The following is a 21,022-nucleotide window of genomic DNA, read 5'->3' on the forward strand; positions in this document are numbered from 1 at the left end:
GCCCGACGCATTCAGGTGCTCGGCCGTCAGGTCGTCCAGCGCCGCCTCGTCCACGTCGCAGACATGGACCTTGGCCCCGGCCTTGAGCAGCGCCAGGGTGATCGCCTTGCCGATGCCCGACGCACCGGCGGTGACCAGGACGCGATAGCCAGGGGAAAGCAGCAGCGATGGCTCGACCGTCAAGGCGTTCTCCGAGGGTTCAAGCCACCATGGCCTTCAGGTCGGCGATGCCGCGGCTCATCGCCATGCGCAGGGCCGCCACGTCATTGCCGTAGCCGTGGCAGCGATAGCCGCGGGTGGCCTGGGCCTTCAGGAAATTCATGTCGGCATCGGCGGTCCCGGCGGCCTTGCCGGTATTCTTCGCAGCCTGGGCCAAGTCGTCGAAGGCCTTCTGCATGATCGGGTCCTCGAACCTGCCCGGGATCCCGAAATCGTCGGACATGTCGAAATGCCCCATCCAGCCCACGTCCATGCCCGGCGTGGCCAGGATCGCCTCGGCATTGGCGAGGCCCTTCTTGGTCTCGATCAGGCCGATCAGCGTGATCCGTTCGTTGGCGGCCTTCTGGGCGTCCAGGGCACTCATGCCGCGATAGGCCTCCTGGGCGAAGCCGAACGCGCAGCCGCGCTTGCCCTCGGGCCGGTAGCGCGACCATTCCACCAAGTCCCGCGCTTCCTCCGGGGTTTCCAGCATCGGCGCCATGATCCCGTCGGCGCCGGCATCGAGGAGCGTGGCGACATGCGCATAGGTCTTGGCGGCCGGCCGCGCCCAGACCGCGATCCCCAGACCGCGCGCATAGGCAATCTGCTGCTTGATCGTGTCGATGCCGGCACCGCTGTGCTCGGTGTCGAGGATGACGAAGTCGCAGCCGGCGTGATGGAGCAGCGCCGTCAGGCCCGGCGTGAAGAACTCGAACGCCATCGTCCCGAAGGCATGACCGCCCCCGTTCAGTTTCGCCCGCAGTGCCGTCGCCGCGTCCATCTTCTGCTCTCCCGATCCACCCTGGCCGGGGGGAACCTAGACGCCTGCGCGGGGCGGGACCAGCCTTGGTAACGGTCCAGATGCCGCTTTGTGCAGGCTCTTGCCGGGTTCCTGCCCTGACCGTGTATTCACATGGCGAGAGGGCCATCCACGCGAAAACTGCTGGCCATGAGGCTCGACGACGCTTCCGATGAGAGTGCGCGAACACCAGCGGGACAGTCGAGGCGCAGACCTGCCTCCGGTCGTTCTCGCGGAAGAGAACCGCCTGATCGTATCCACGATCCTGGTACCCCAATAACCGGACACGGCTCACCTGTTCATGTCCGCAGAGCTGGACGGCATGGTCAAGGAAAGGCGCATGCCGCACCTTTCTTCCGGCAGGTGTGCCTCAACAGACGCGTTGTGTACTTGCGATCATGGGCGAGAAAGCCAAAGGATCGTGGCACCGGATCGTGGTGCAAGGCGTTCGTGCGGCGGAGCAACAGAGACAGCCGCAGTGATCTTCGCGTCCCAGAAAAAGGCCTCTGATGAACGAGCTGGCGAAGGTTCCCGGCATATTCGAGCAACCTGCATCTGGAAGTAACGAACCTTACCGCGGCAGAGTATTTGTGCTCGTCGTATCGTTGATGGCCGTCTCCATGGCCGCAGTCGCCGCATTGTGGCCATTTACGAGTGTCGTGGGGCCGCAGACTCCGATCGTCACGCCGGTCTTTGCGTTGGTCATCATCATTACCGAGATGACCACGAGCTTCTTGCTGTTCGTTTGGTTCAGCGAAGGGCGCAAGACATCGCTGTTGTTGCTGGCCTGCGCGTACCTGTACGGGTCCATGATGGCGGCGTTCCACGTCCTGACATTTCCGGAAGCCGTGCTGCCTGGACAGACGATCCTGGGGACCGGCCAATCGACCGCCTGGATCTTCTTGCTATGGACACTGGGATATGCGGTTCTGATGATGGCGGCCGTGCTGGTCGAAGCGACCGCGAGCGGCCATCGGGTGGCAACAGCCCGTGTGCCCGGGGCGATCGTCGCCGGGATCGTAGCCATCATGGCTGTCGTGCTGGCCGTCGTCTACGCTGCGACCGCCTTGGTGGACCGCCTGCCGCCCCTGATGGCCGGCTCGTCCTGGACCGGACTCAACCAGCTGATCAACTACAGTACCCTTATCATGATGATGATGAGCATCATCATGATCCTGGCGCGTTGGTCGCCGGAACGAGCTGTTCCTCTGGCTGGGCCTGGCGATCACCACGATGGTGGCAGCTCAATTGCTCGGGTTGAGCGGAGGCGGGCGATACAGCGTTGGCTGGACGCTTGGCCGGCTGAGCTGGAGCCTCTCCGCCTGCATTCTCTTCGTCTTCTTCATGGTCCAGTTCGTCAGGCAGCAGCACAGCCTGGCCCGTGCTCGGGCGACGCTGGAGGAGCGCGTCAAGGAGCGCACATCGGATCTGGAGCGCACGATCGGCCAGCGCGATCTCTTGCTGCGGGAAGTCTATCACCGCGTGAAGAACAATCTTCAAGTGATGGACGGCTTGGTCGACATGGAGCGGAGGAGGCTTACGGACACGGCAGCGCGCGATGCGTTGGGAGCCCTGAGAAGCCGGATCTTCACGCTTGGCCTGGTGCATCAGCAACTCATGTCGTCCAACGACATGGCAACGGTACAGGTCGCACCCTTTCTCGAGGAACTCGCAGGCAATCTGGAACTCGCCGTCGCCACTGACCAAGGACCGGGCCGGTTGCGGGTGGAGGCGGACGCCGTGCCGGTTTCGATCGATTTCGCGATCCCGATCGGCCTGATCACGACGGAACTCGTCAGCAAGGCGATGAAGAACGCCGCGTTGTGCGACATCAGCATCAGCTTCCACCGTTCCGCTGACGGGCATGCACTGCTAGAGGTCTACAATGCTGCCAGCGGCGAAGCGGACGACAGGTCATCCGGCTCTGCAGGACCGCTGGACGGCACCGGCCGCAGGATCGTCGAAGGCCTGGTCCGCCAGCTGGGCGGCCAGATGAACGTGACGCACGATCGAGGAACCCGGGTCGCGGTGAAGGTCCCACTCAGGTAGGCAGCATGAACGCCCAGAACGACCGGATCCTCATCGTCGACGACGAGTTCCTGATCACCGAGGTGCTGTCGGCCATGGTCGAGGACATGAGCATGATGGTCTGCGGTTGCGCCGGGACCGCCGAAGAGGCGGTGCTCCTTGCGGAGGAGCATCGGCCATGGCTCGTCCTCATGGACGTGCGACTGAAGGGCCCCAACGATGGAGTCGACGCTGCACTCGTGATCCACAAGAGCGTCGGCGCGAAGGTCATCTTCATCACCGGTTCGCGGGAACCATCCACCGTCGCACGGATCGAGCAGGATCATCCGGCAGACGTGCTCTTCAAGCCGATCACCTTTGAGCAGCTGAGGCGGGCCGTCCAGCGAGTGGCTGGTTCAGGACAACCTGCCCCCTGACCCATGCGCAGGTCCCGTCGCCGGCGATGACCGTTGGCGGAAGCCCAGTGCCGACATGGCTCAGCTCGCTGGTCCGGCTGGCCCTGCGCGCTCCTGGGTCCGTAGCATTCCGACGAGCTCCTCACCGTCGAGCGCGGGAACGATCCGACCCTTCGGCCGGAAGCTGGGCGCGGCTTCGGACATCAGCATGGCATCCAGCACCGCTTCTTCGGTCGTGTCGATCACCGCCTGGTAGATCGGGTCGAGCAGCGGGTCGGTGAGGCAGCGCAGCGGCTGGACGGCCAGGGGCTGGGGTGGGGCCATCGGTGCCGGGGTGGCGGTCGACAGGGCCAGGAAGATGTCGCCGGACGAATTGCCGCCGATGGCACCCAGGCGGCCGACGCCCAGGCCGGCGCGGCGCGCCACCCGCTGCAGCTGGTGTGGCAGGAGCGGGGCGTCCGTGGCGATGACCACGATGATCGATCCGGCTTCCCGGCCGCTCCAGACACCCTTGCCGCCGAGCATCCGGCCAACTGGGACCCCGGCCACCTGGAACTGGTCGAGCCGCCCGTGGTTCGCCTGCACGAGCGTACCCAGCGTGTAGGGTCCGCCGACCAGGTCCAGCACGCGCGATGCGGAGCCCGTGCCGCCTTTGCATTCATAGGCGATCATGCCGGTCCCGCCGCCGACGGAACCGAGCGGGAAGGCGCCGGCGACCGCCCCGTCCAGAGCCCCCCGGACATGCTCCTCGCGAACGTGCTGGCCCATGATGTCGTTCAGGACGCCGTCATACGTCTCGGCGACCACCGGCAGCAGCCAGAGATGCTCTTCGGCAACCTCCGTGCGGAAGCGCTCGACGAGCCAGCCGACCACGGTGTGATGCGCGATGCCGACCGAGGCGGTGTTGGTCAGCAGGATCGGACCCTGGCCCCAGCCGGCGTCCTGGATCCAGTGGGAGCCGGTCATCTCGCCATTGCCGTTCAGCGAGGAGATGCCGGCCCACCAGGGCGTCAGCAGATCGGCGGTCGGGCGCGGGAGGATGGCGGTGACACCGGTCCTTAGGCCGCGGGCGGGATCAACGAGGGTGGAGAGCCCGACGGCGATGCCCGGGACGTCGGTGATCAGGTTGAGCGGGCCTGGCTCGCCCTGCAGCGGCAGTCCCCATTCCCTGGCCCGCTTCATGAACGTTCGTCCCAGGCCGGACGCCCCGATGGATCGCTGTCCGTGTCGCCGGCTGACATCATGGTCAGATCACCGCCCCTAGGCATTGCCGCACACATGGACCCGACCGGCTTCGAAGACGGTATGGCGTCCATACAGTTCGTTGCCATAGAGCAGCGGCTCGCCGGTTCCCATCGTGGCGTCGCAGACGGCCCCGATGAAGATCGAATGAGTGCCGCCTTCATGCGCCTCCAGGAGGGTGCAGGCGAAGCTCGCGGCGGCACCGACGAGCAGGGGGGCCGCCTGCGATGACAGGCGCCACTGGCTGGCCCGGAAATCGTAGGGCGTGCCACGCAGAGGCTGGCCGGAAAACGCGGCGGCAACTTCCACCTGGTCGGCGGCAAGCACGTTCACGGCAAAGCTGCCATTGGCAAGCAGGGCCCGGGCGGCCGGATGGTTGCGCGGCATGCAGACCAGCAGCATGGGCGGCTCGGCCGATACGGTCGTCATGGCACCGATGGTCACGCCAAAGCGCCCGGCGTCGCCCTCGGTCGTCACCACCGATACGCTGGAGGCCACGCGGCGCATGGCGCCGACGAACAGGTCGCGCAGGTCGCTGGCGGCATCGCCATAGCGGTTCATTCATGCTCCGGGGGGAAGAACGTTGCTCGTTCGCTCATGGACGACTGCCATAGCGCAGCTTGGCGCGATGGACGATCCTTGAGGCGTCGCACCGGCGCATCTCCGGCAGGATCCGCCATGCGGCGACGAAGCGGCGCAGGCCAGCCGGTTCATCGAACCATTGACGATCCCGCGACGATGGTGCGTTGGGATGGGCGCATCGAAACAGGACCTGGGAAAGGCGAGATCGATGGCGGTAGTTCGGTATGCGCGGGGTGACAATGACGAGCGCCCGTGGGGCCGCTGGGAAGTGCTCGACACAGGTGCCACCCATGCGGTCAAGCGCATCACCGTCAAGCCGGGTGCCAAGCTCTCGCTGCAGCGGCACAAGCATCGTGCGGAGCACTGGGTGGTCGGCCAGGGCAAGGTGCGGGTGACCCGGGACGAGGACAGCCTCGTGCTCGTGGCCGGCCAGGCGGTCTACCTGCCGCTCGGCTGCGTGCACCGGATGGAGAATGTCGGCGACGTCGACCTGATCATCATCGAGGTCCAGATCGGCGACAACCTGGACGAGAACGACATCGAACGTCTCGAGGATGTCTACGGCCGGGCCTGATCTGGCCCAGGCGAACGGGCCGGGCAGCCGCTAGCTGCCCGGCCCGCCTTCGATGACATGGGTCTGCGCCACGCCCATCGAGCGGGCCAGCGCCCTCATGCGCTGGTCCACCACGTCGCCGAATGGCGCCTCGCCGCCAGGGGGCAGGCCCAGCACCAGGGTGTGACGCTCCTGGATGACATAGGCGTGGTCCAGGATCGAGGCGACCGCACCCGACAGGCGGAAGCCCAGGGTCATCGCGCGGCCGAGCCGTTCCGCCAGCATGCGCTCGCGCGGGCCGACCAGGGCCAGCAACGGCGTCAGCACCGGATCGTCCACCGTACCGTCGTAGCGGGTGAACAGGGTGAAGGCGAGGCGGGCGCGCTCGGCATGGTCCAGGGCCAAAAGCGGCATCTGGCTCAGGCCCATGAGCGACATGTGCGCGCGCGAATCGGGATGGTCGCGCCAGGCGATGTCGGCCAGGTGGCAGGCGGCATGGCGCAGCCGGCGGTCTTCCGGCTCCTCGTGGACGAACAGCCGGTCAGTCCAGCGGATCAGCGCTTCACCCATGCCAGGGTCGCGGTTCCAGGCCCGTCCGATCCCATTGGCCGCCACGAGCAGCGGGTCCTGGTCGATCTCAGCCTCGGAAAGATGACGGATCAGGCGGCCTTCGCGCACGCCGAAGGCGGAGAACACCACCCGCCTGGGCTTGGTCGCCTTCACGACCCGCTCGAACAGGACCAGTGCCTGGGCGAATGTGTCGACGCGCCGCTTTGGCACGCCCGGCACGTCCGCCAGGGTGGAGGGGTCGTAGCGGCCAAGCTCCTTGGCAAACTGCTGCGCCTCCGTCCGCGGCATGCTGTAGCCATGCAGCACACGCAGCGGCGCGTTCTGCATGGCGAGCCGGACCCGGGCGATCGCGCGCCAGCCGCCGCCCACGATGAACAGGTCCTTGCCGATTGTGGGCGCCAGGAAGGTGTCGATGCCTTCCAGCATGGCGTCGACATGCTTGCGGGCGGATCCGAGGTCGCCTGAGAATTTGTCGCCGAGGCGGAGCGTGCCGAGCGGCAGGCTGACGCCGGCACCTGGCCGGCCATGGGCGATCCGGGCGAACTCGAGGCTGCCGCCGCCAAGGTCAGCCACGAGACCGTCAGGCCGATGGAAGCCGGCGCGGACGCCGAGTGCTGTGTAATAAGCCTCCTCGTCGCCGGTGAGGATCGTGATCGGCACGCCCAGCACGGATTCGGCGCGGCGGATGAAGTCCTGGCCGTTGGTGGCGGAGCGGGACGCCTCGGTGGCGCAGACGTCAAGCTGCTCCACCCCCATGCCCTGCACCAGCCTGCCGAACCGGGTCAGCGTGCGGACGGCGCTTTCGACGCCTGCCTCGTTCAGCCGCCCGGTGCGCTCGATGCCCTTGCCGAGCGCGCACATGACCTTCTCGTTGAAACGGACCACGGGCGAGCGAGAGATGCCGTCATAGACGACCAGCCGGACCGAGTTCGAGCCGACATCGACCACGGCAACCCGGCGTTCCCTCGCAGTGTCGTCCGGCGATGGCAGGTGAGGGGCATGAGCAAAGGAGTTCATGCGTCGGGACGGACGATCGACACGCGGGTGGTGCCCTTCTTGCGCATGGCACTGCCCCGGCCGGAAAGGCTGGGGTTGGTCATGAAGTACTGGTGGGCAGAGAACGGCTCACCCTCGGGCTGGATCCGCGTGTAGGTGCCATCCGCGTTCAAAAGCCAGCTGCCGGCCGTGTCCTTCAGGTTGGCAACCATCACCTGCGACATGATCTGCTGGTGCACGGTCTCGTTCTCGATCGGAACCAGGGTCTCCACGCGCCGGTCGAGGTTGCGCCCCATCCAGTCGGCCGAGCTGATGAACAGCTTCGCCTGGCGCGACGGCAGCCCGTGGCCGTTGCCGAAGCAGACCACGCGGGCATGCTCCAGGAACCGGCCGACCAGGCTCTTGACCCGGATGTTCTCGGACAGGCCGGGCACGCCCGGGCGGAGGCAGCAGATACCCCGCACGACCAAGTCGATCTGCACGCCCGCCTTGGACGCGCGGTAAAGGGCGCCGATGATGCCCTTGTCGACCACCGAGTTCATCTTGGCCCAGATCGCGGCCTTGCGGCCGCTGCGGGCATGCTGGATCTCCGCCTCGATGTTCTCCATCAGCTTGGTGCGCAGCGAATGCGGGGCGACGCCCAGCTTCTCCAGGCCCGTCGGCTCGACATAGCCCGTCATGAAGTGGAAGGTCCTGGCCGCGTCGCGACCAAGGCTCGGGTCGCAGGTGAAGAAGGAGAAGTCCGTGTAGATCTTCGCCGTGACCGGATGATAGTTGCCGGTCCCGAAATGCACGTAGGTATTGAGGTCGGCGCCCTCGCGGCGGACGACCATCGACACCTTGGCGTGGACCTTCAGGTTGATGAAGCCGAACACGACCTGCACGCCAGCCCGCTCCAGCGTTCGGGCGAGGCGGATGTTGCGGTCCTCGTCGAAGCGCGCCTTCAGCTCCACCAGGGCGGTGACCGAGATGCCGCGCTCGGCAGCCTCGATGAGCGCCTTGACGATCGGACTGTCCTCGCTGGTGCGATACAGGGTCTGCTTGATCGCGATCACGTTGGGATCGCGCGCAGCCTGGGCCAGGAACTGCAGCACCACCTCGAAGCTCTCGTAGGGGTGGTGGACGATCAGGTCCTTGGCCCGGATCGCGGCGAAGCAGTCGCCGCCGAAGTCGCGGATGCGCTCGGGAAAGCGCGGCGTATAGGGCGTGAACAGGAGGTCGTTGCGCCCGCAGTTCACGATCTGCTTGGTGGCGTCCAGGCCCAGCAGCCCGTCCAGCTCCAGCAGTTCCGAGCTGGACACGTGGAGATGGTCCAAGAGGAAGCGCTTGAGCTCCTCCGGCATGTCCGTGTCCATGGTGAGCCGGATGACCGAGCCGCGGCGGCGGCGCTTGAGCGCCGTTTCCCACTGCCGCACCAGGTCTTCCGCCTCTTCCTCCAGCTCGATGTCGCTGTCGCGGATGACGCGGAAATGGCCGAAGGAGTGGACCTCGAAACCCGGGAACAGCTTGTCGAAGAAACGGACCACCAGGCGTTCCAGCCGGATGAACCGGACCGCGACGCCGGGCAGGCGGACGAAGCGGTCGAGATGGTTCGGCAGGACCAGGAGGCTGATCAGGTTCTCGCCGCGCCGGCGCGTCAGCTGCAGGACGATGCCAAGGCCAAGATTGGGCACGAACGGGAAGGGGTGGGCCGGGTCGATGGCGATCGGGGTCAGCACGCTGGAAAGCTCGGGGAACAGGTGCTCGGTGAACCAGGCGAGGTCGATCTCGTTCAGATCGTCGACCTCGCACACCGTGACGCCGGTCTCGCGCAGCATCGCCGTAAGCTCGCGATAGGCCCGCTGCTGGTCGGCCATCAGCTCGGCGACACGGGCATGGATCGCTTCGAGCTGCGCTTCCGGCGTCCGCCCGTCATCCGAGGGCGTGCGCACGCCGGCCGCCACCAGCCCCTTCAGGCCGGCCACGCGGACCATGTAGAACTCGTCGAGGTTGGACGCGGAGATCGAGAGGAAGCGCAGGCGCTCGAGCGCCGGATGGGCAGGATTGAACGCCTCGGCCAGGACCCGCTCGTTGAAGGCGAGCCAGGACAGCTCGCGATTGATCAGGTCCTGGGGACCCACCTGGAACGGCGTGGCATCCTCGTCGGTCAGGAGCGGAGGGAGCTCCGTGGATAGGGTCTCGTCCATGCCATCCTCTTCCGAACAAGGGGCCGTCTTTGGCCCGTCACTGTCAATGGAGCCCTCGATCCGCCATCACTGCCGGCCTACACGGGGCAGGATAGCTCGGCAAGAAGGGGTTCTAGCTGCACCATGACGACCATTTATCTACTTCGGCACGCGAAATCGCGCTGGGACGAGCCGGGCGTCGACGACCATGACCGGGGCTTGGCCCCGCGGGGCGAGCGGGATGCGCCGGCCATGGGCAGGCATGCGGCGGGCCAGGGCTGGCGGCCGGACCTGGTGCTGTGCTCCACGGCCAAGCGGGCGGTCCTGACCGCGTCAGCCTTCCTCGAGGCCGCCGGATTCAAGCCGGAGCTGCGCCATTCTCGCTCCTTGTACCTCGCCGCTGCGCCCGATCTGCTGAACCTGGTCCGCCAGCAGGAGGCCGACGGCATCATGCTCGTGGGTCACGACCCCGGCATCCATGAGCTGGCGCTTCTCCTGACCGGGCCGCATGCCAGCCAGCGCCTCCAGGAGAAGTTTCCAACAGCAGCGCTGGCCGTGATCGCGTTCGAGGGCCGGAGCCCGGCCGAGATCGCGGCCGGGGAAGGCATGCTCAGCGCATTCGTGCGGCCGAAGGACCTTCGCCAGGCCAGGCCGGACTGACGGCTAGACGCCCTGCCGCCCCTTCAGGAGGTCCCGGATCTCGCTCAGCAGGGCAATGTCGGCCGGCACTTCGGCCGGCTTGGGCGCGTCCTCTACCTTGCGCTCCGTCAGCCGCTTGAGGTTGTTCATCTGCTTGATGACGATGAACAGGGCGAACGCGACGATCACGAACTTGATCACCGCGTTGATGAAGTTGCCGTAGCCGATGACGGCCGTGCCGGCGTCCCGCGCTGCTCTGAGGCTCGGATAGGACTGATCCCAGTTGGTCAGCTGGATGTACTTCTCGGAGAAGTCGATGCCGCCCAGGAGTACTCCGATCGGCGGCATGATGATGTCGTCGACCAGCGAGGTGACGATCGTGGTGAAGGCGGCGCCGATGATGATGCCCACCGCAAGGTCGACCACGTTGCCCTTGAGCGCGAATTCCTTGAATTCCTGCAGCATCGACATGGGCACCTCACTCGGCCTGCGGCACGGCACATCTACGACCGCGTGGCGTCGCAGGATGGTCGACGGGTCGTCGTCGCGTCAACGCGACCTGAACGGCAGGAGCTTCATCACGCCGGCCAACTCTTCGCCCGGCTGAAGGATCCGGAGGCCCGTGTCGGTGCGGCTGTCCAGCATGTTGATGGCGTTCGCCACATGGCTGATCGGCTCGACGCAGAAGGAATCGCCGCCGGGCGGGATGTAGACGATCAGGTGGCCCAGCACGGCGTCGCCTTGGATGCGCACGCCTCTTCCCTCGTTCGGCCAGCGGATCGTGGCGCCTGTGCGGAAACCCGTGAAGATGTGGTCCAGCGCCAGATCCTCGACGGCACGTTCCCGGCGGAAATCGGCCCAGGCCGGGACCGGCACCAGCTCCTTGGAGACGTTGAACTCGTCGTTGAGCCAGACCCCGTCCACCTCCGCCTCGAGCGTCGTGCCTGGTCGCCGGTCGAAATAGGGATGATGGCCGATGCCGAACGGCATCGGTTTGTCGCCGGTGTTGCGCACGCCGATCTCCGCGACCAGCCCCTGGTCGGTCAGCTCGAAGCGCTGCCACGCACGGTAGCGGAACGGAACCCAGCGATGCTCATGGTGGAACACCAGTGCCGCATGCTCATCGGCCTGGTCGGCCACCGTCCAGGAACTCATCCAGCCGTCACCGTGGATGGCGTGCAGTTCCGGGTGGAAGTTCAGCGGCAGCTGGTACTGCTCGCCGCCGAAGGTGAAGCGACCGCGGTCGATCCGCCCGACAAAGGGGACCAGCGGGAAGGACCCCTGGAAGATCGGGTCGCGCAGGTCGCGGACCCCGGCCCGCACCACGTCGAAGCCGTCGTTGCGAAAGCTGCGAATCGAGCCGCCACCAGCGGGGTCGATCACCAGCTCCAGGCTTCGATGGTGCAGGCGGAGAAGGGGAGCCTCGATCATGAGCCATCCTCGGGGCGAGAAACGGGAAAACGCCGCCGGACGATGCCGGCGGCGCTTCCTACGATGCAAGATCCGTGAACGCGATCACTTAGCGATGCAGGTGTCCGCGGTCTCAGGCGTGCACACGTCCAGGCCCGTGTAGGTCGGGTCCTTCGGCGGCGCACCACCCTCGGCCATCTGGAGGAGCGCGTTCATGGTCTCGTAGCCCATCTGGAACGGCCGCTGCCCGACCTGGCCAGACGACAGGCCCTGCTTCATCAGGTCCATCTGCACCGGCAGGGTGTCGGCCACCACCATAGCGAGGTCGCCGCTCTGGATCCGGTCCTTGTACTTCTGGGCAACGTTGGCATAGGCCTGCGGGATGAACTGCGGGAAGCCGCCCGTCGGGGTGAAGGCATCCAGGTCCGGGAACTTCGCCAGGATGTCTTCCATCTGCTGGACGGCCTTGGGGAAGTCGTCGTCGGTATAGAGCGGACAGCCCTCGACCTCGGTCCAGCCGTTCGTCCCGCTCAGCCGCTCGCCCGGCGCGCTTTCCGACTTTTTGCCGGCCAGCGTGTCACGAATGCCCTGCATGCGCTCGTTGTGGTTGGACGCCGCAGCACCGCCCGACTGGATGCAGATGTTGCCGCCCTCCGGCTTCAGCCCCTGGACGATCTTCGCGATGTTGGTGCCGATGTCGTAGTTGTAGGTGCCGATATAGGCGACGCGCAGCGCCTTGTCCTTCTCGAGCAGGTCGGAATCCCAGGTCAGCACCGGGATGCCGGCCTCCTTCGCCGCCTGCAGGGTCCGGCCCATCGCCGCTGCGTTCGACGGCGACACCGCGATCCCGTCGACCTTGCGCGCGATCAGGTCGTTGACGACCTGCACCTGCTCCTCGCCGCCGCCATGCTCGCCCGGCCCGATATACATGCACTCGATCTTGCCGTTGCTCTCTTCCTGAGCCTTCATGCAGCCGTCGCGAGCCTGATCGAAGAACGGGTTGTTCATGTTCTTCGGCACGAGAGCGAAGGTGTACTTGTCCTTCGTCTGCGCCTGCGCGTCGACACTGCCGAATGCGGCGACGACCGCCGCCGCGACGCCCATTATCAAGATCTTCTTCATCGTATCTACCTCCCTGGATCCATTTTCCCCGGTGCCGCCGGCACCGGCGCGGACGACCTGCAGGTCAGTCCGACTTCCTCCCGCGGATCCGCTCGAGCAGAACCGCCAGAACGATGAAGGCACCGACGAAGGTGCCCTGCCAGTTGCTGTCCACTCCCGCCATCAGCAGAGCATTGCGGATCACCTCGATCAACGCCGCACCGATGAACGCGCCATAGGCACCGCCTTCACCGCCCATCAGGTTGGCACCGCCGATCACGGTGGAGGCGATCACGCGCAGTTCGTAGCCCGTGCCGAGCGCGTTGATGGCCGAGCCCTGCCAGCCCACGATCATCACCGAGCTGATCGCGGCGGTCAGGCCGGAGACGATGTAGGCCTGCATTTTGATCCGGTCGACCGGCACACCCGTCAACCGCGCAGCATGCTCGTTGCCACCGATCGCGTAGAGGTAGCGGCCCCAACTACTCAAGGCGAAGGCGATGGCGAACACGACCGTCAGGACGATCAGCATCCAGACTGGATTGGCAATGCCGAAGATGGCGCCGCCGCCGATCCAGTAGAACTGCTCGGCATAAGGACCGAACTCGTAGATCATCTTGTTCTCGGACAAGACCACCGCCAGTGACCGGCCCACCGACAGCATGCCCAGCGTCACCACGAACGGCGGCAGGCCGAGATAGGCGATCAAGGCGCCGTTCACGGCGCCGATCACCACGCCGGTGGCAAGACCGGCCACGACCGCGACCAGCCAATGATACTCGGCCTGCAGCAGCAGCCCGCATACGACGCCGACCACGCCCATGATGGAACCGACAGACAGATCGATGCCGCCGGTCAGGATCACGGCGGTCATGCCCAGCGCCATGATGCCGATGAAGGCAAAGTTCCGCGTGATGTTGAACAGGTTGTCCGCCGTCAGGAACGTCGGCTCGATCCAGTTCATGACCAGGCAGATCAGCGCCAGCACGATCGTCACCCAGAAGGGCTGGCTGGCCAGGATCTTCTGGACGAGCGAACGCTCGCGCAGCGCGGTGACCTCGTCGATTCGCGCAAAGTCCTGCGTCGCGACGGGCTGCTGTGTCGTGTCGGTCATGGTTGGCCTCGGCTCAGGCTGCGCGGATCGCGCCGGTGATGAGGCCGGTGACCTCTTCGGGTGAACTCTCGGCGATCTTCTTGTCGGCGACCTTCGTGCCGCGGCGCATGACCACCACCCGGTCGCAGACGGTGAACACGTCCGGCATGCGGTGGCTGATCAGGACCACGGCGATCCCCTTGTCCCGCAGGCGCAGGATGAGGTCGAGGACCTCCTTGACCTGGCGCACCGAGATGGCCGCAGTCGGCTCGTCCATGAGGACGACCTTGGCGTCCTTGAGCCGCGTCCGGGCGATGGCGACCGCCTGGCGCTGCCCACCGGACATCCGCCGTACTAGGTCGCGCGGGCGCGTCTCCGACTTCAGTTCCTGGAAGATCTCGGCGGCCCTGGCATACATGGCCGGGTAGTCCAGGATCTTGAACGGGCCGAACCTCTTCTTGGGCTCGCGCCCCAGGAACACGTTCTCTGCGGCCGTCATGTTGTTGCACAAGGCGAGGTCCTGGTAGACGACCTCGATCCCGCGCTCGCGCGCATCCGCCGGCTTGTGGAAATGCTGGGTGTGGCCTTCCAGGCGGATCTCGCCGGTGCTCGGGCGGAAATTTCCCGCGATACACTTGACCAGCGTCGACTTGCCGGCTCCGTTGTCGCCCATCAGGCCGACGACTTCACCCGGATCCAGGTCGAAATCGACACCGCGCAGCGCCTCAATGGCGCCGAAATGCTTGCTGATGTCGCGCAGCTCCAGCAGCGCCATGCGCCCATCGCCTCCCCATGCTCGTCCCACCTAGGCGGAACGGCTCCTTATTGTTGGCAGCATACACGGGCATTGAGGGCCGTAAAGTCGGATTAATCATACCTGTCACCCCTGGGTACCCCTGCCGAGCCGCCCGACGAACCGCCGGATCCGCGCCGCCGCCACCTCCAGGCGCTCGTCGGGCACGGTCAGGCTGACCCGGACATGGCCTGCCGCCGGGCCGCCGAACGCATCGCCGGACAGGACGGAGACGCCTTCCTCGTCCAACAGCCGCGCGGCGAACGCGTCCGGGCCAAGCCCGCTCGGGCGGACATCGACCATCACGAACATCCCGCCGGCAGGCGGGCGGACGAGCAGGCCCTGCACGCCGTCCAGGTCAGCGCAGAACCGGTCGCGCCGCCGGCGATAGGCCTGCCGGTGCTGGACCAGCTCGGGATGGTCTTCCGCCAATGCGACCAGGGCGGCGTCCTGGACGAAATCCGGCAGCCCGTAGAGCATCGCGAGCGCCAGGTCGTGCACGACGTCCACCACCCGCTTCGGCCCCACCACCCAGCCCACCCGCCAGCCGGTCATCGCGTGCGACTTGGACAGCGAGTTCACGACGACCGCATGCTCCTCCATGCCGGGCATGCCCGCCGGGCTCACATGCCGGCCCTCGTAGACCAAGTCGGCATAGACCTCGTCGGAGATCAGCCAGAGGCCGTGCCGCCTGGCCAGCTCGCACAGGGCCAGGACCTCGGCGCGGGTCAGCACCGCGCCGGTGGGGTTGTTCGGCGAGTTGACCAGGATCGCCCGCGTCCGGGGCGTGATCGCGGCGGCGATCGCGGCCATGTCCGGCCGGAAGCCCGTTTCCGCCAGGAGCGGCACATGGACCATGATGGCCGCCGCCGCCGCGATCGTGGCGGGGTAGGTGACGTAGGCCGGGGCCGGCACCACAACCTCGTCGCCCGGGTCGAGCAGGCATTGGCAGGCGGCGAACAGGGCGCACTGGGCGCCTGCCAGCACGATGATGTCGTCCGGCGACACGGTCCGCCCGGTCGTGCGCTCGTGGGCGCGGGCGATCGCCTGCCGCAGCGCCGGCTTGCCGGCCACGTCCGCATAATGCGTCCGCCCCGCATCCAGCGCGTCCTTGGCGGCCTGCCGGATCCGGAGCGGCGTGTCGAAGTCCGGGTCGCCCACGGAGAGCAGGATCACGTCCTCGCCCCTCCGCGCCCGCTCGGTCGCACGGTAGTGGATCTGCCAGGCATCGGTCGCGGGACCCTGCAGGCCCTGGGTCCAGCCAGCGAGCGCAGGTAGCTTCAAGGTCGACCTCCCTCTTTACGCCTGGCCATTGCACACTTCACGATGTGCCAGAACCGCGAGCGCCCATTCTTGCCCGCTCCCGCCTGGAGATGCCATGACCGACGTCCGCCGCCTGGAGCCCCGCGACCGCCAAGCGTGGCAGGAGCTGTTCGCGCAGTACAACCGGTTCTATCGCGCGAGCGTGCCGGACCAGGTACGCGACATGAACTTCGACCGCCTGTGCGATGGCGACGCGCTGGTGGGGATCGTGGCGGTGGACGAGGCGGACCGGCCGATCGGGCTCATGCACCTCGTGTTCCACCCCTCCACCTGGTCCGGCAACGGCTACTGCTATATCGAGGACCTGTTCGTCGACCGGGCTAGGCGCGGGTCGAACGTGGCGCGCAGCCTGTTCGCCGAAGCCTACAGGATCGCGGATGCCCGCAAGGCGGACCAGGTCTACTGGCAGACCCAGGAGTTCAACGCGCCGGCCCGCTCCCTCTACGACACGGTCGGGCAGCGGACGTCGTTCATCGTGTACCGGCGCTGAGGCGTCAGGAGCCCGGCAAGCCGCCGCGGTCGGCGACCAGCGCCGCCATCGCGTCGTCGCCATCCTCCGCCTGCAGGCCGGCATGCACGCCCGCCCGGTCCGCCATCGGACGGTTCTGACTGACCTTCCACTTGCCCTCGATGCGATCGATCGGGATCTCGACGCCGACGATGCCGCGCAGCTGGGCGGCGATGAACGGTGCCGGCGCATCGTCCACCGCCCAGGGATCCGCACGGGCAGCCTCCTGCGCGGCCGTGAGGTCGGCGATCTGGCGGCGCAGCCAGTCCTGGTCCTCGATCACGGCCGGGCGGCCCCAGGCCTGGACCATCGCATAGTTCCAGGTCGGCACGACCTTGCCGGTCTCCATCTTGGTCGCATACCAGGATGGCGTGATGTACCGCTCGGCCCCCTGGAACACGACGAGGCAGCTGTCGGCCCTGCGCAGGTCCTCCCACTGACCGTTGGCGCGCGCCAGGTGGGCGCGCAGCGTGCCGCGCTCGCCGGCCGCCGGATCGATCAGGAACGGGATCAGATTGGCCATGAGGCCGGACGGCCCGGCGCTGACCAACAGGCCCAGCGGATGGGCGCGGATCAGGGCGTGCTGCACCTCGAGGCGATCCTCGCGGAACAGAGTGGGCTGGTACATGGAGGTCGGTCCACCGGCTGGGCCAGGCCGGCTGCCCGGACCTGGGTTCACCGGGGTTGTCGGCCCAGGCTCATCTTGCGTCAAGAATCCGGCCGGCCGGACCCGAGCTGCTCCAGGAGCCAAAGCCGGAAGGCCCGCATGGCGGGGGTCTCGGCGCGGGACTTCAGGCGGGTCAGCCAGTAGTCGCCCATGGGGATCTCGACCTCGAATGGCCGGACCAACCTGCCCTGGGCCAGCTCGCGCGCGAACAGCCGCGAGGGCAGGAGGCCTACGCCTGCGCCCTGCGCCGCTGCCTCGGCCATGGTGAGCGAGGAGTCGAAGACGAAGCCGCGCAGCGGCGGGCAGGCCAGACCGACCGCCTCGAACCAGCGCGGCCACTCGTCGACCCGGTAGGAGCGCAGCAGGACCTCCCGGCAGAGATCCTCGGGCTTGTGCAGCCTTCCCACAAGTTCGGGCGCGCAGACCGGCGAGAACGGTGCCGGGAACAGATGGACGGCCTCGGTGCCGTGCCAGGCGCCGTCGCCGAAGCGGATGGCGACGTCCAGGCCTTCGCCGGCGAGATCGACCCGGTTGTTGTTCGTGAGGATGCGCAGGTCGACGAAGGGATGGGCCTCCTGGAAGGAGCCCAGGCGAGGCAGCAGCCATCCGGTCGCGAAGGTGCCGACGACCCCGACGGTCAGCACCTCGCGCAGATGACCACTCTCGAACCGGTCGAGCGTCGCGCCGATCCTGCGGAAGGATTCCGCGATCTCGGGCAGCAGGGCCATCCCCTCGTCGGTCAGCGCCAGCCCGCGCGGCAGGCGCCGGAACAGCCTGGCCCCCAAATTTTCCTCAAGGGTCTTCACATGATGACTGATGGCTGCCTGGGTGACGCAGAGCTCCAGCCCGGCCCTGGTGAAGCTGAGGTGGCGGGCAGCGGCCTCGAAGGCGCGCAACGCGTTCAGGGGCAAATGGGAGCGGTTCATGCTGTGACCCGAGATTTTCTTGTGCCTCAGCCAAGGAATGGCCGTTTGTCCAGTCCCAGCGTTCCGCCCAGCCTGCGCCCGCCAAGCAAGGAGAGATGCATGATCGGTCGACGGAGCCTCATCTGGGGGAGTGGTACGGCGCTGGCTTTCGCGGGCCTGGCGGGCCGGGTTCGAAGGGCCGGGGCCGCCGGCATGTTCGACGGCCTCGAAGCCGAACTGGCGAGGATCGAAGGAGCGAGCGGCGGTCGCCTCGGCGTGGCGGTCCTGGACATGCAGGCAAGGACAGGCGCTGGCCACCGGGCCGACAAGCGGTTCCCCATGTGCAGCACCTTCAAGCTGCTGGCAGCAGCGGGGGTGCTCAGCCGTGTCGATGCCGGGCAGGCGACACTGGAGCGGCGCATCGTCTTCGGTGCGCATGACCTCGTGCCCTACTCGCCCGCCACCGAGGCCCATACGGGCGAGCCGGGGATGACGGTGGAGGAGCTTTGCGAGGCGTCGGTCACGCTCAGCGACAACACGGCGGCGAACCTGCTCCTGGCCGAACTGGGCGGGCCGGCAGGCCTGACGAGCTTCGTGCGCACGCTCGGCGACGAGGTGACGCGTCTGGACCGGATCGAGCCCGGGCTCAACGAGGCAGCTCCCGGCGATCCGCGCGATACGACCACGCCCGCCGCCATGCTGGGATGCATCGAGGCCCTGACGCTCGGATCCGCCCTCTCGGCACCCTCCCGCGACCAGCTCGTCGCCTGGCTGGTCGGGAACAGGACGGGTGCCAAGCGCATCCGGGCAGGCCTGCCCGACGGCTGGCGCGTGGGAGAGAAGACGGGGTCAGGGAACAGGGGCACGGCGAACGATGTCGGCCTCTTCTGGCCGCCAGGGCAGCCACCAGTCCTCTTGACCGTCTATCTGACCGAGAGCCAGCTATCCGATGACGGACGCAGCGCCGTCATTGCCGATGTCGCCCGCACCGTGGCGGCAAGGCTGGCCTGAACGGGCACGGCGCGTGGTTGCTCTCAGGTCCGGTCGAAGATCGCCTGGATGGCTTTCGCATCGCGCGTCGTCGTCAGCGCCAGCTGGAGCAGGGCGCGCGCCTTGCCCGGCTTGAACTCGTTCGCCACCACGAAGCCCAGCCGGTCGTCGTCGACCTCCGCGTTGCGCATCACGGTGCCTTCCCCAAGCCGGGTGGCGCGGACCACGGCTAGGCCGGCGGCGGCCGCCCCGGCCAGGGCGGCCAGGGCAGGGGCCGTCATGTTGCCGTTGCCGACCCCGGCCACGACCAGGCCGCGCGCGCCGGCGGCGCAGGCGGCATCGATCAGCTCGCGCGTCATCCCGGCATGGGCGTGCAGGATGAAGACCTTGGGCAGGTCCGTCCGCTGGCCCAGCTCGAAGACGGGCGGGCGCGTGGCTGGAGGCGGCTGGTGGAAGATGGCGCAGCCCGTGTCCACCAGGCCCAGCGGGCCGCGCTCCGGTGCGCGGAAGGTTTCGACGCGGCTGGTGTGGAGCTTGTAGGCGTCGCGGGCCGACAGGATGGTGTCGTTCATCACGACCAGCGTGCCGCGCCCCGTGGCTGCCGGGGCGGCGGCCACGGCGACGGCGTTGAACAGGTTGAGCGGCCCGTCCGCGCTGATCGCCGTGGCCGGACGCATGGCCCCGGTGAACACGATCGGCTTGAAGGTCGCCACCGTCAGGTCGACGAAGAAGGCCGTTTCTTCCAGCGTGTCCGTGCCATGCGTCACGACGATCCCGTCCGTGTCCGGCCGGGCGGTGACAGCGGCCAGGCGGCGCGCGAGGGTGAGCCATACCGCCTCGTCCATGTCCTGGCTCGGGATGTTCACGACCTGCTCGGCCGTGACCGCCGCCAGCTCCTGCAGGTTCGGCACGGCCTCGACCAGCGTTTCCACGGTGGACGCGCCGGCCGTGTAGCCGTGCCGGGCAGGATCGGCCTGTACCCCGGCGATGGTTCCACCGGTTGCCAGGACATGGACTTTTGGCTTGGCGGCCGGCGAGGCGGTGGGCGATGGCATGGCAGAAACGACCCGTTCACGGACGTTGCGTGCGTCGGCCGATCCTAGGCACCCGGCCGGGACCACGCCACCGCCTGCGCGGCATCGCCTATTCGCCTCAATAGCCCAGGGTCAGCACGATGCTGTCGGTGGACAGGAGGGGCTGCCACTGGCGGATCAGGGCGCGGTACAATTCGCCCACAGGGCGGATCTTCCGGTCGAGGTCGAAGAGGCCCAGCCTGTTCACCCGCCCGGCATCTTCGCGCAGCGCCGTGTCCCAGTCGACCTGGTCGGTCAGGCTGTACCAGGTAAAGCCCACTATCGGGATGCCGTCCTGCTTGAGCCGCACCATGTTCGCCCATTCCTTGCGCAGCCAGGCGACGCTGCGCGGTTCGACGATGTTGGTCTCGGTGTGCATCATCGGCAGGCGGTAGCGGTCGAAATACTGACGGCAGAGGATGTAGTAGCCGAAGATTTCGCCGGACGCCGACGTCCCGCCGTCGCACGCCACCAGGTGCTCGTTGGTCTCGTAATAGTCGGTGCCGATGATGCAGTTGGCCTTTACCCGGTGCTGGGCGAACCAGTGGTAGTCCTCGGCCTTCATCCCGTTGCCCAGCAGGTACTCGAACATGCTGGCGGAGAGTGGGTAGCCATAGGTGAGGTCCAGCGGCAGGAAGCGCTTCTCGTTCAGGAACCTGCACTGGGCGAGGCACTCCGGGTCCTCGGCATGGAAGTACTCGGAGCTCTCGCTCTGGATGAACGTCGCGGTTGGGCGGACCTTCAGGATGGCTTCCATGGCGAGCACGTTCGCCTGGCACAGATGCTTGATGGCCCGCACGAACGCGTCGTCGGTGAACAGCCGCTCGTTCCACCAGCCATAGCGGGCCGAGAACATGGCGGTGATGAAGATCTCGTTGACCGGCGTGAACAGGTGGACCCAGGGGTAGCGCTCGGCAAAGGCCCGCGCGTACTCGGCGAAGTGCCGGGGGAAGTCCGGGTTCTGGAAGCTGCCCAGCCAGTCCGGCAGGCCG

Annotated in this window: 22 protein-coding genes and 1 pseudogene; 7 read left to right on the top strand and 16 right to left on the bottom strand. The window is 67.2% G+C overall.

What is annotated here, in order from left to right; genetic code table 11:
• Positions 1-183: SDR family NAD(P)-dependent oxidoreductase (locus tag VHL31_RS19300; protein ID WP_329662873.1), on the bottom strand; the 183-nt coding region annotated here is incomplete at its 3' end.
• Positions 184-199: 16 nt separating this feature from the next.
• On the bottom strand, positions 200-979 hold the full coding sequence (locus VHL31_RS19305) for an HpcH/HpaI aldolase family protein (protein WP_329662874.1): 780 nt from the start codon (positions 977-979) through the stop codon (positions 200-202).
• A gap of 737 nt (positions 980-1,716) precedes the next feature.
• Here VHL31_RS19305 and VHL31_RS27015 point away from each other — a divergent pair.
• The 3 genes and pseudogenes from VHL31_RS27015 to VHL31_RS19320 form a co-directional block, all read left to right on the top strand.
• Positions 1,717-2,115 (top strand): annotated as a pseudogene (locus VHL31_RS27015) (MASE4 domain-containing protein); the annotation flags it as partial.
• A gap of 115 nt (positions 2,116-2,230) precedes the next feature.
• Positions 2,231-3,046, top strand: a complete 816-nt coding sequence (locus tag VHL31_RS19315) for a sensor histidine kinase (protein ID WP_329662876.1) — start codon at positions 2,231-2,233, stop codon at positions 3,044-3,046.
• A 5-nt stretch (positions 3,047-3,051) separates the two neighbouring features.
• The gene (locus VHL31_RS19320; protein WP_329662877.1) at positions 3,052-3,441 is read left to right on the top strand and encodes a response regulator; all 390 of its coding nucleotides are present in this window, start codon (positions 3,052-3,054) and stop codon (positions 3,439-3,441) included.
• Positions 3,442-3,501: 60 nt separating this feature from the next.
• On the opposite strand, the gene VHL31_RS19325 is transcribed toward VHL31_RS19320, so the two are convergent.
• Together VHL31_RS19325 and VHL31_RS19330 are read right to left on the bottom strand one after the other, a co-directional pair.
• Complete coding sequence (locus VHL31_RS19325; protein WP_329662878.1) at positions 3,502-4,602, bottom strand: P1 family peptidase; 1,101 nt, start codon at positions 4,600-4,602, stop codon at positions 3,502-3,504.
• A 78-nt stretch (positions 4,603-4,680) separates the two neighbouring features.
• A complete protein-coding gene (locus VHL31_RS19330) occupies positions 4,681-5,223 on the bottom strand; it encodes a flavin reductase family protein (RefSeq protein WP_329662879.1) in 543 nt (180 codons plus the stop codon).
• 229 nt (positions 5,224-5,452) lie between these two features.
• Here VHL31_RS19330 and VHL31_RS19335 point away from each other — a divergent pair, with 229 nt between their 5' ends.
• Complete coding sequence (locus tag VHL31_RS19335) at positions 5,453-5,818, top strand: phosphomannose isomerase type II C-terminal cupin domain (protein WP_329662880.1); 366 nt, start codon at positions 5,453-5,455, stop codon at positions 5,816-5,818.
• Between the two features lie 30 nt (positions 5,819-5,848).
• Here VHL31_RS19335 and VHL31_RS19340 read toward each other — a convergent pair whose 3' ends face one another.
• Both VHL31_RS19340 and VHL31_RS19345 read right to left on the bottom strand, forming a co-directional pair.
• Complete coding sequence (locus VHL31_RS19340; RefSeq protein ID WP_329662881.1) at positions 5,849-7,315, bottom strand: Ppx/GppA family phosphatase; 1,467 nt, start codon at positions 7,313-7,315, stop codon at positions 5,849-5,851.
• A gap of 65 nt (positions 7,316-7,380) precedes the next feature.
• On the bottom strand, positions 7,381-9,549 hold the full coding sequence (locus tag VHL31_RS19345; RefSeq protein WP_329662882.1) for an RNA degradosome polyphosphate kinase: 2,169 nt from the start codon (positions 9,547-9,549) through the stop codon (positions 7,381-7,383).
• A 123-nt stretch (positions 9,550-9,672) separates the two neighbouring features.
• On the opposite strand from VHL31_RS19345, the gene VHL31_RS19350 reads away from it, so the two are divergent.
• Positions 9,673-10,188 carry a histidine phosphatase family protein gene (locus VHL31_RS19350; protein WP_329662883.1) on the top strand — a complete coding sequence of 172 codons (516 nt, stop codon included), beginning with the start codon at positions 9,673-9,675 and terminating at the stop codon, positions 10,186-10,188.
• Between the two features lie 3 nt (positions 10,189-10,191).
• On the opposite strand, the gene mscL is transcribed toward VHL31_RS19350, so the two are convergent.
• The 6 genes from mscL to VHL31_RS19380 form a co-directional block, all read right to left on the bottom strand.
• Positions 10,192-10,632: a large conductance mechanosensitive channel protein MscL gene (mscL, locus tag VHL31_RS19355; RefSeq protein ID WP_349262494.1), complete on the bottom strand. Its 441-nt coding sequence runs from the start codon at positions 10,630-10,632 to the stop codon at positions 10,192-10,194.
• An 84-nt stretch (positions 10,633-10,716) separates the two neighbouring features.
• Positions 10,717-11,598, bottom strand: a complete 882-nt coding sequence (locus VHL31_RS19360; protein WP_329662885.1) for an aldose 1-epimerase — start codon at positions 11,596-11,598, stop codon at positions 10,717-10,719.
• Positions 11,599-11,682: 84 nt separating this feature from the next.
• The gene (locus VHL31_RS19365) at positions 11,683-12,699 is read right to left on the bottom strand and encodes a sugar-binding protein (protein WP_329662886.1); all 1,017 of its coding nucleotides are present in this window, start codon (positions 12,697-12,699) and stop codon (positions 11,683-11,685) included.
• A gap of 64 nt (positions 12,700-12,763) precedes the next feature.
• Positions 12,764-13,792, bottom strand: a complete 1,029-nt coding sequence (locus VHL31_RS19370) for an ABC transporter permease (protein ID WP_329662887.1) — start codon at positions 13,790-13,792, stop codon at positions 12,764-12,766.
• A 13-nt stretch (positions 13,793-13,805) separates the two neighbouring features.
• Positions 13,806-14,546, bottom strand: a complete 741-nt coding sequence (locus VHL31_RS19375) for an ATP-binding cassette domain-containing protein (protein ID WP_329662888.1) — start codon at positions 14,544-14,546, stop codon at positions 13,806-13,808.
• Between the two features lie 105 nt (positions 14,547-14,651).
• A complete protein-coding gene (locus VHL31_RS19380) occupies positions 14,652-15,848 on the bottom strand; it encodes a pyridoxal phosphate-dependent aminotransferase (protein ID WP_329662889.1) in 1,197 nt (398 codons plus the stop codon).
• Positions 15,849-15,942: 94 nt separating this feature from the next.
• On the opposite strand from VHL31_RS19380, the gene VHL31_RS19385 reads away from it, so the two are divergent.
• Positions 15,943-16,377, top strand: a complete 435-nt coding sequence (locus tag VHL31_RS19385) for a GNAT family N-acetyltransferase (protein ID WP_329662890.1) — start codon at positions 15,943-15,945, stop codon at positions 16,375-16,377.
• A 4-nt stretch (positions 16,378-16,381) separates the two neighbouring features.
• Here the strand turns inward: VHL31_RS19385 and VHL31_RS19390 are convergent, their stop codons facing one another.
• Positions 16,382-17,023, bottom strand: a complete 642-nt coding sequence (locus VHL31_RS19390; RefSeq protein ID WP_329662891.1) for an FMN-binding negative transcriptional regulator — start codon at positions 17,021-17,023, stop codon at positions 16,382-16,384.
• 80 nt (positions 17,024-17,103) lie between these two features.
• Positions 17,104-17,988, bottom strand: a complete 885-nt coding sequence (locus VHL31_RS19395) for a LysR family transcriptional regulator (protein WP_329662892.1) — start codon at positions 17,986-17,988, stop codon at positions 17,104-17,106.
• Between the two features lie 99 nt (positions 17,989-18,087).
• Here VHL31_RS19395 and bla point away from each other — a divergent pair, with 99 nt between their 5' ends.
• Positions 18,088-18,978: a class A beta-lactamase gene (bla, locus tag VHL31_RS19400; RefSeq protein ID WP_329662893.1), complete on the top strand. Its 891-nt coding sequence runs from the start codon at positions 18,088-18,090 to the stop codon at positions 18,976-18,978.
• A gap of 23 nt (positions 18,979-19,001) precedes the next feature.
• Here the strand turns inward: bla and VHL31_RS19405 are convergent, their stop codons facing one another.
• Positions 19,002-20,012 (bottom strand): type II asparaginase, encoded by a 1,011-nt coding sequence (locus tag VHL31_RS19405; RefSeq protein WP_329662894.1) that lies wholly within the window; start codon positions 20,010-20,012, stop codon positions 19,002-19,004.
• 97 nt (positions 20,013-20,109) lie between these two features.
• Positions 20,110-21,022, bottom strand: a 913-nt coding sequence (locus VHL31_RS19410) for a hypothetical protein (protein ID WP_329662895.1), incomplete at its 5' end; no start/stop codon positions are given.

The sequence above is a fragment of the Geminicoccus sp. genome (assembly GCF_036263595.1).
In the GTDB taxonomy this organism is placed as follows: domain Bacteria; phylum Pseudomonadota; class Alphaproteobacteria; order Geminicoccales; family Geminicoccaceae; genus Geminicoccus.

Bases quoted from the DNA above. Each gene is read 5' to 3' on its own strand.
- mscL (WP_349262494.1), bottom strand. From the start codon at position 10,632: ATGCTGCAGGAATTCAAGGAATTCGCGCTCAAGGGCAACGTGGTCGAC.
- VHL31_RS19345 (WP_329662882.1), bottom strand. From the start codon at position 9,549: ATGGACGAGACCCTATCCACGGAGCTCCCTCCGCTCCTGACCGACGAG.
- VHL31_RS19370 (WP_329662887.1), bottom strand. From the start codon at position 13,792: ATGACCGACACGACACAGCAGCCCGTCGCGACGCAGGACTTTGCGCGA.
- VHL31_RS19385 (WP_329662890.1), top strand. From the start codon at position 15,943: ATGACCGACGTCCGCCGCCTGGAGCCCCGCGACCGCCAAGCGTGGCAG.
- VHL31_RS19395 (WP_329662892.1), bottom strand. From the start codon at position 17,988: ATGAACCGCTCCCATTTGCCCCTGAACGCGTTGCGCGCCTTCGAGGCC.
- VHL31_RS19320 (WP_329662877.1), top strand. From the start codon at position 3,052: ATGAACGCCCAGAACGACCGGATCCTCATCGTCGACGACGAGTTCCTG.
- VHL31_RS19405 (WP_329662894.1), bottom strand. From the start codon at position 20,012: ATGCCATCGCCCACCGCCTCGCCGGCCGCCAAGCCAAAAGTCCATGTC.
- VHL31_RS19360 (WP_329662885.1), bottom strand. From the start codon at position 11,598: ATGATCGAGGCTCCCCTTCTCCGCCTGCACCATCGAAGCCTGGAGCTG.
- VHL31_RS19375 (WP_329662888.1), bottom strand. From the start codon at position 14,546: ATGGCGCTGCTGGAGCTGCGCGACATCAGCAAGCATTTCGGCGCCATT.
- VHL31_RS19335 (WP_329662880.1), top strand. From the start codon at position 5,453: ATGGCGGTAGTTCGGTATGCGCGGGGTGACAATGACGAGCGCCCGTGG.
- VHL31_RS19305 (WP_329662874.1), bottom strand. From the start codon at position 979: ATGGACGCGGCGACGGCACTGCGGGCGAAACTGAACGGGGGCGGTCAT.
- VHL31_RS19365 (WP_329662886.1), bottom strand. From the start codon at position 12,699: ATGAAGAAGATCTTGATAATGGGCGTCGCGGCGGCGGTCGTCGCCGCA.
- VHL31_RS19330 (WP_329662879.1), bottom strand. From the start codon at position 5,223: ATGAACCGCTATGGCGATGCCGCCAGCGACCTGCGCGACCTGTTCGTC.
- bla (WP_329662893.1), top strand. From the start codon at position 18,088: ATGATCGGTCGACGGAGCCTCATCTGGGGGAGTGGTACGGCGCTGGCT.
- VHL31_RS19350 (WP_329662883.1), top strand. From the start codon at position 9,673: ATGACGACCATTTATCTACTTCGGCACGCGAAATCGCGCTGGGACGAG.
- VHL31_RS19315 (WP_329662876.1), top strand. From the start codon at position 2,231: ATGGTGGCAGCTCAATTGCTCGGGTTGAGCGGAGGCGGGCGATACAGC.
- VHL31_RS19390 (WP_329662891.1), bottom strand. From the start codon at position 17,023: ATGTACCAGCCCACTCTGTTCCGCGAGGATCGCCTCGAGGTGCAGCAC.
- VHL31_RS19325 (WP_329662878.1), bottom strand. From the start codon at position 4,602: ATGAAGCGGGCCAGGGAATGGGGACTGCCGCTGCAGGGCGAGCCAGGC.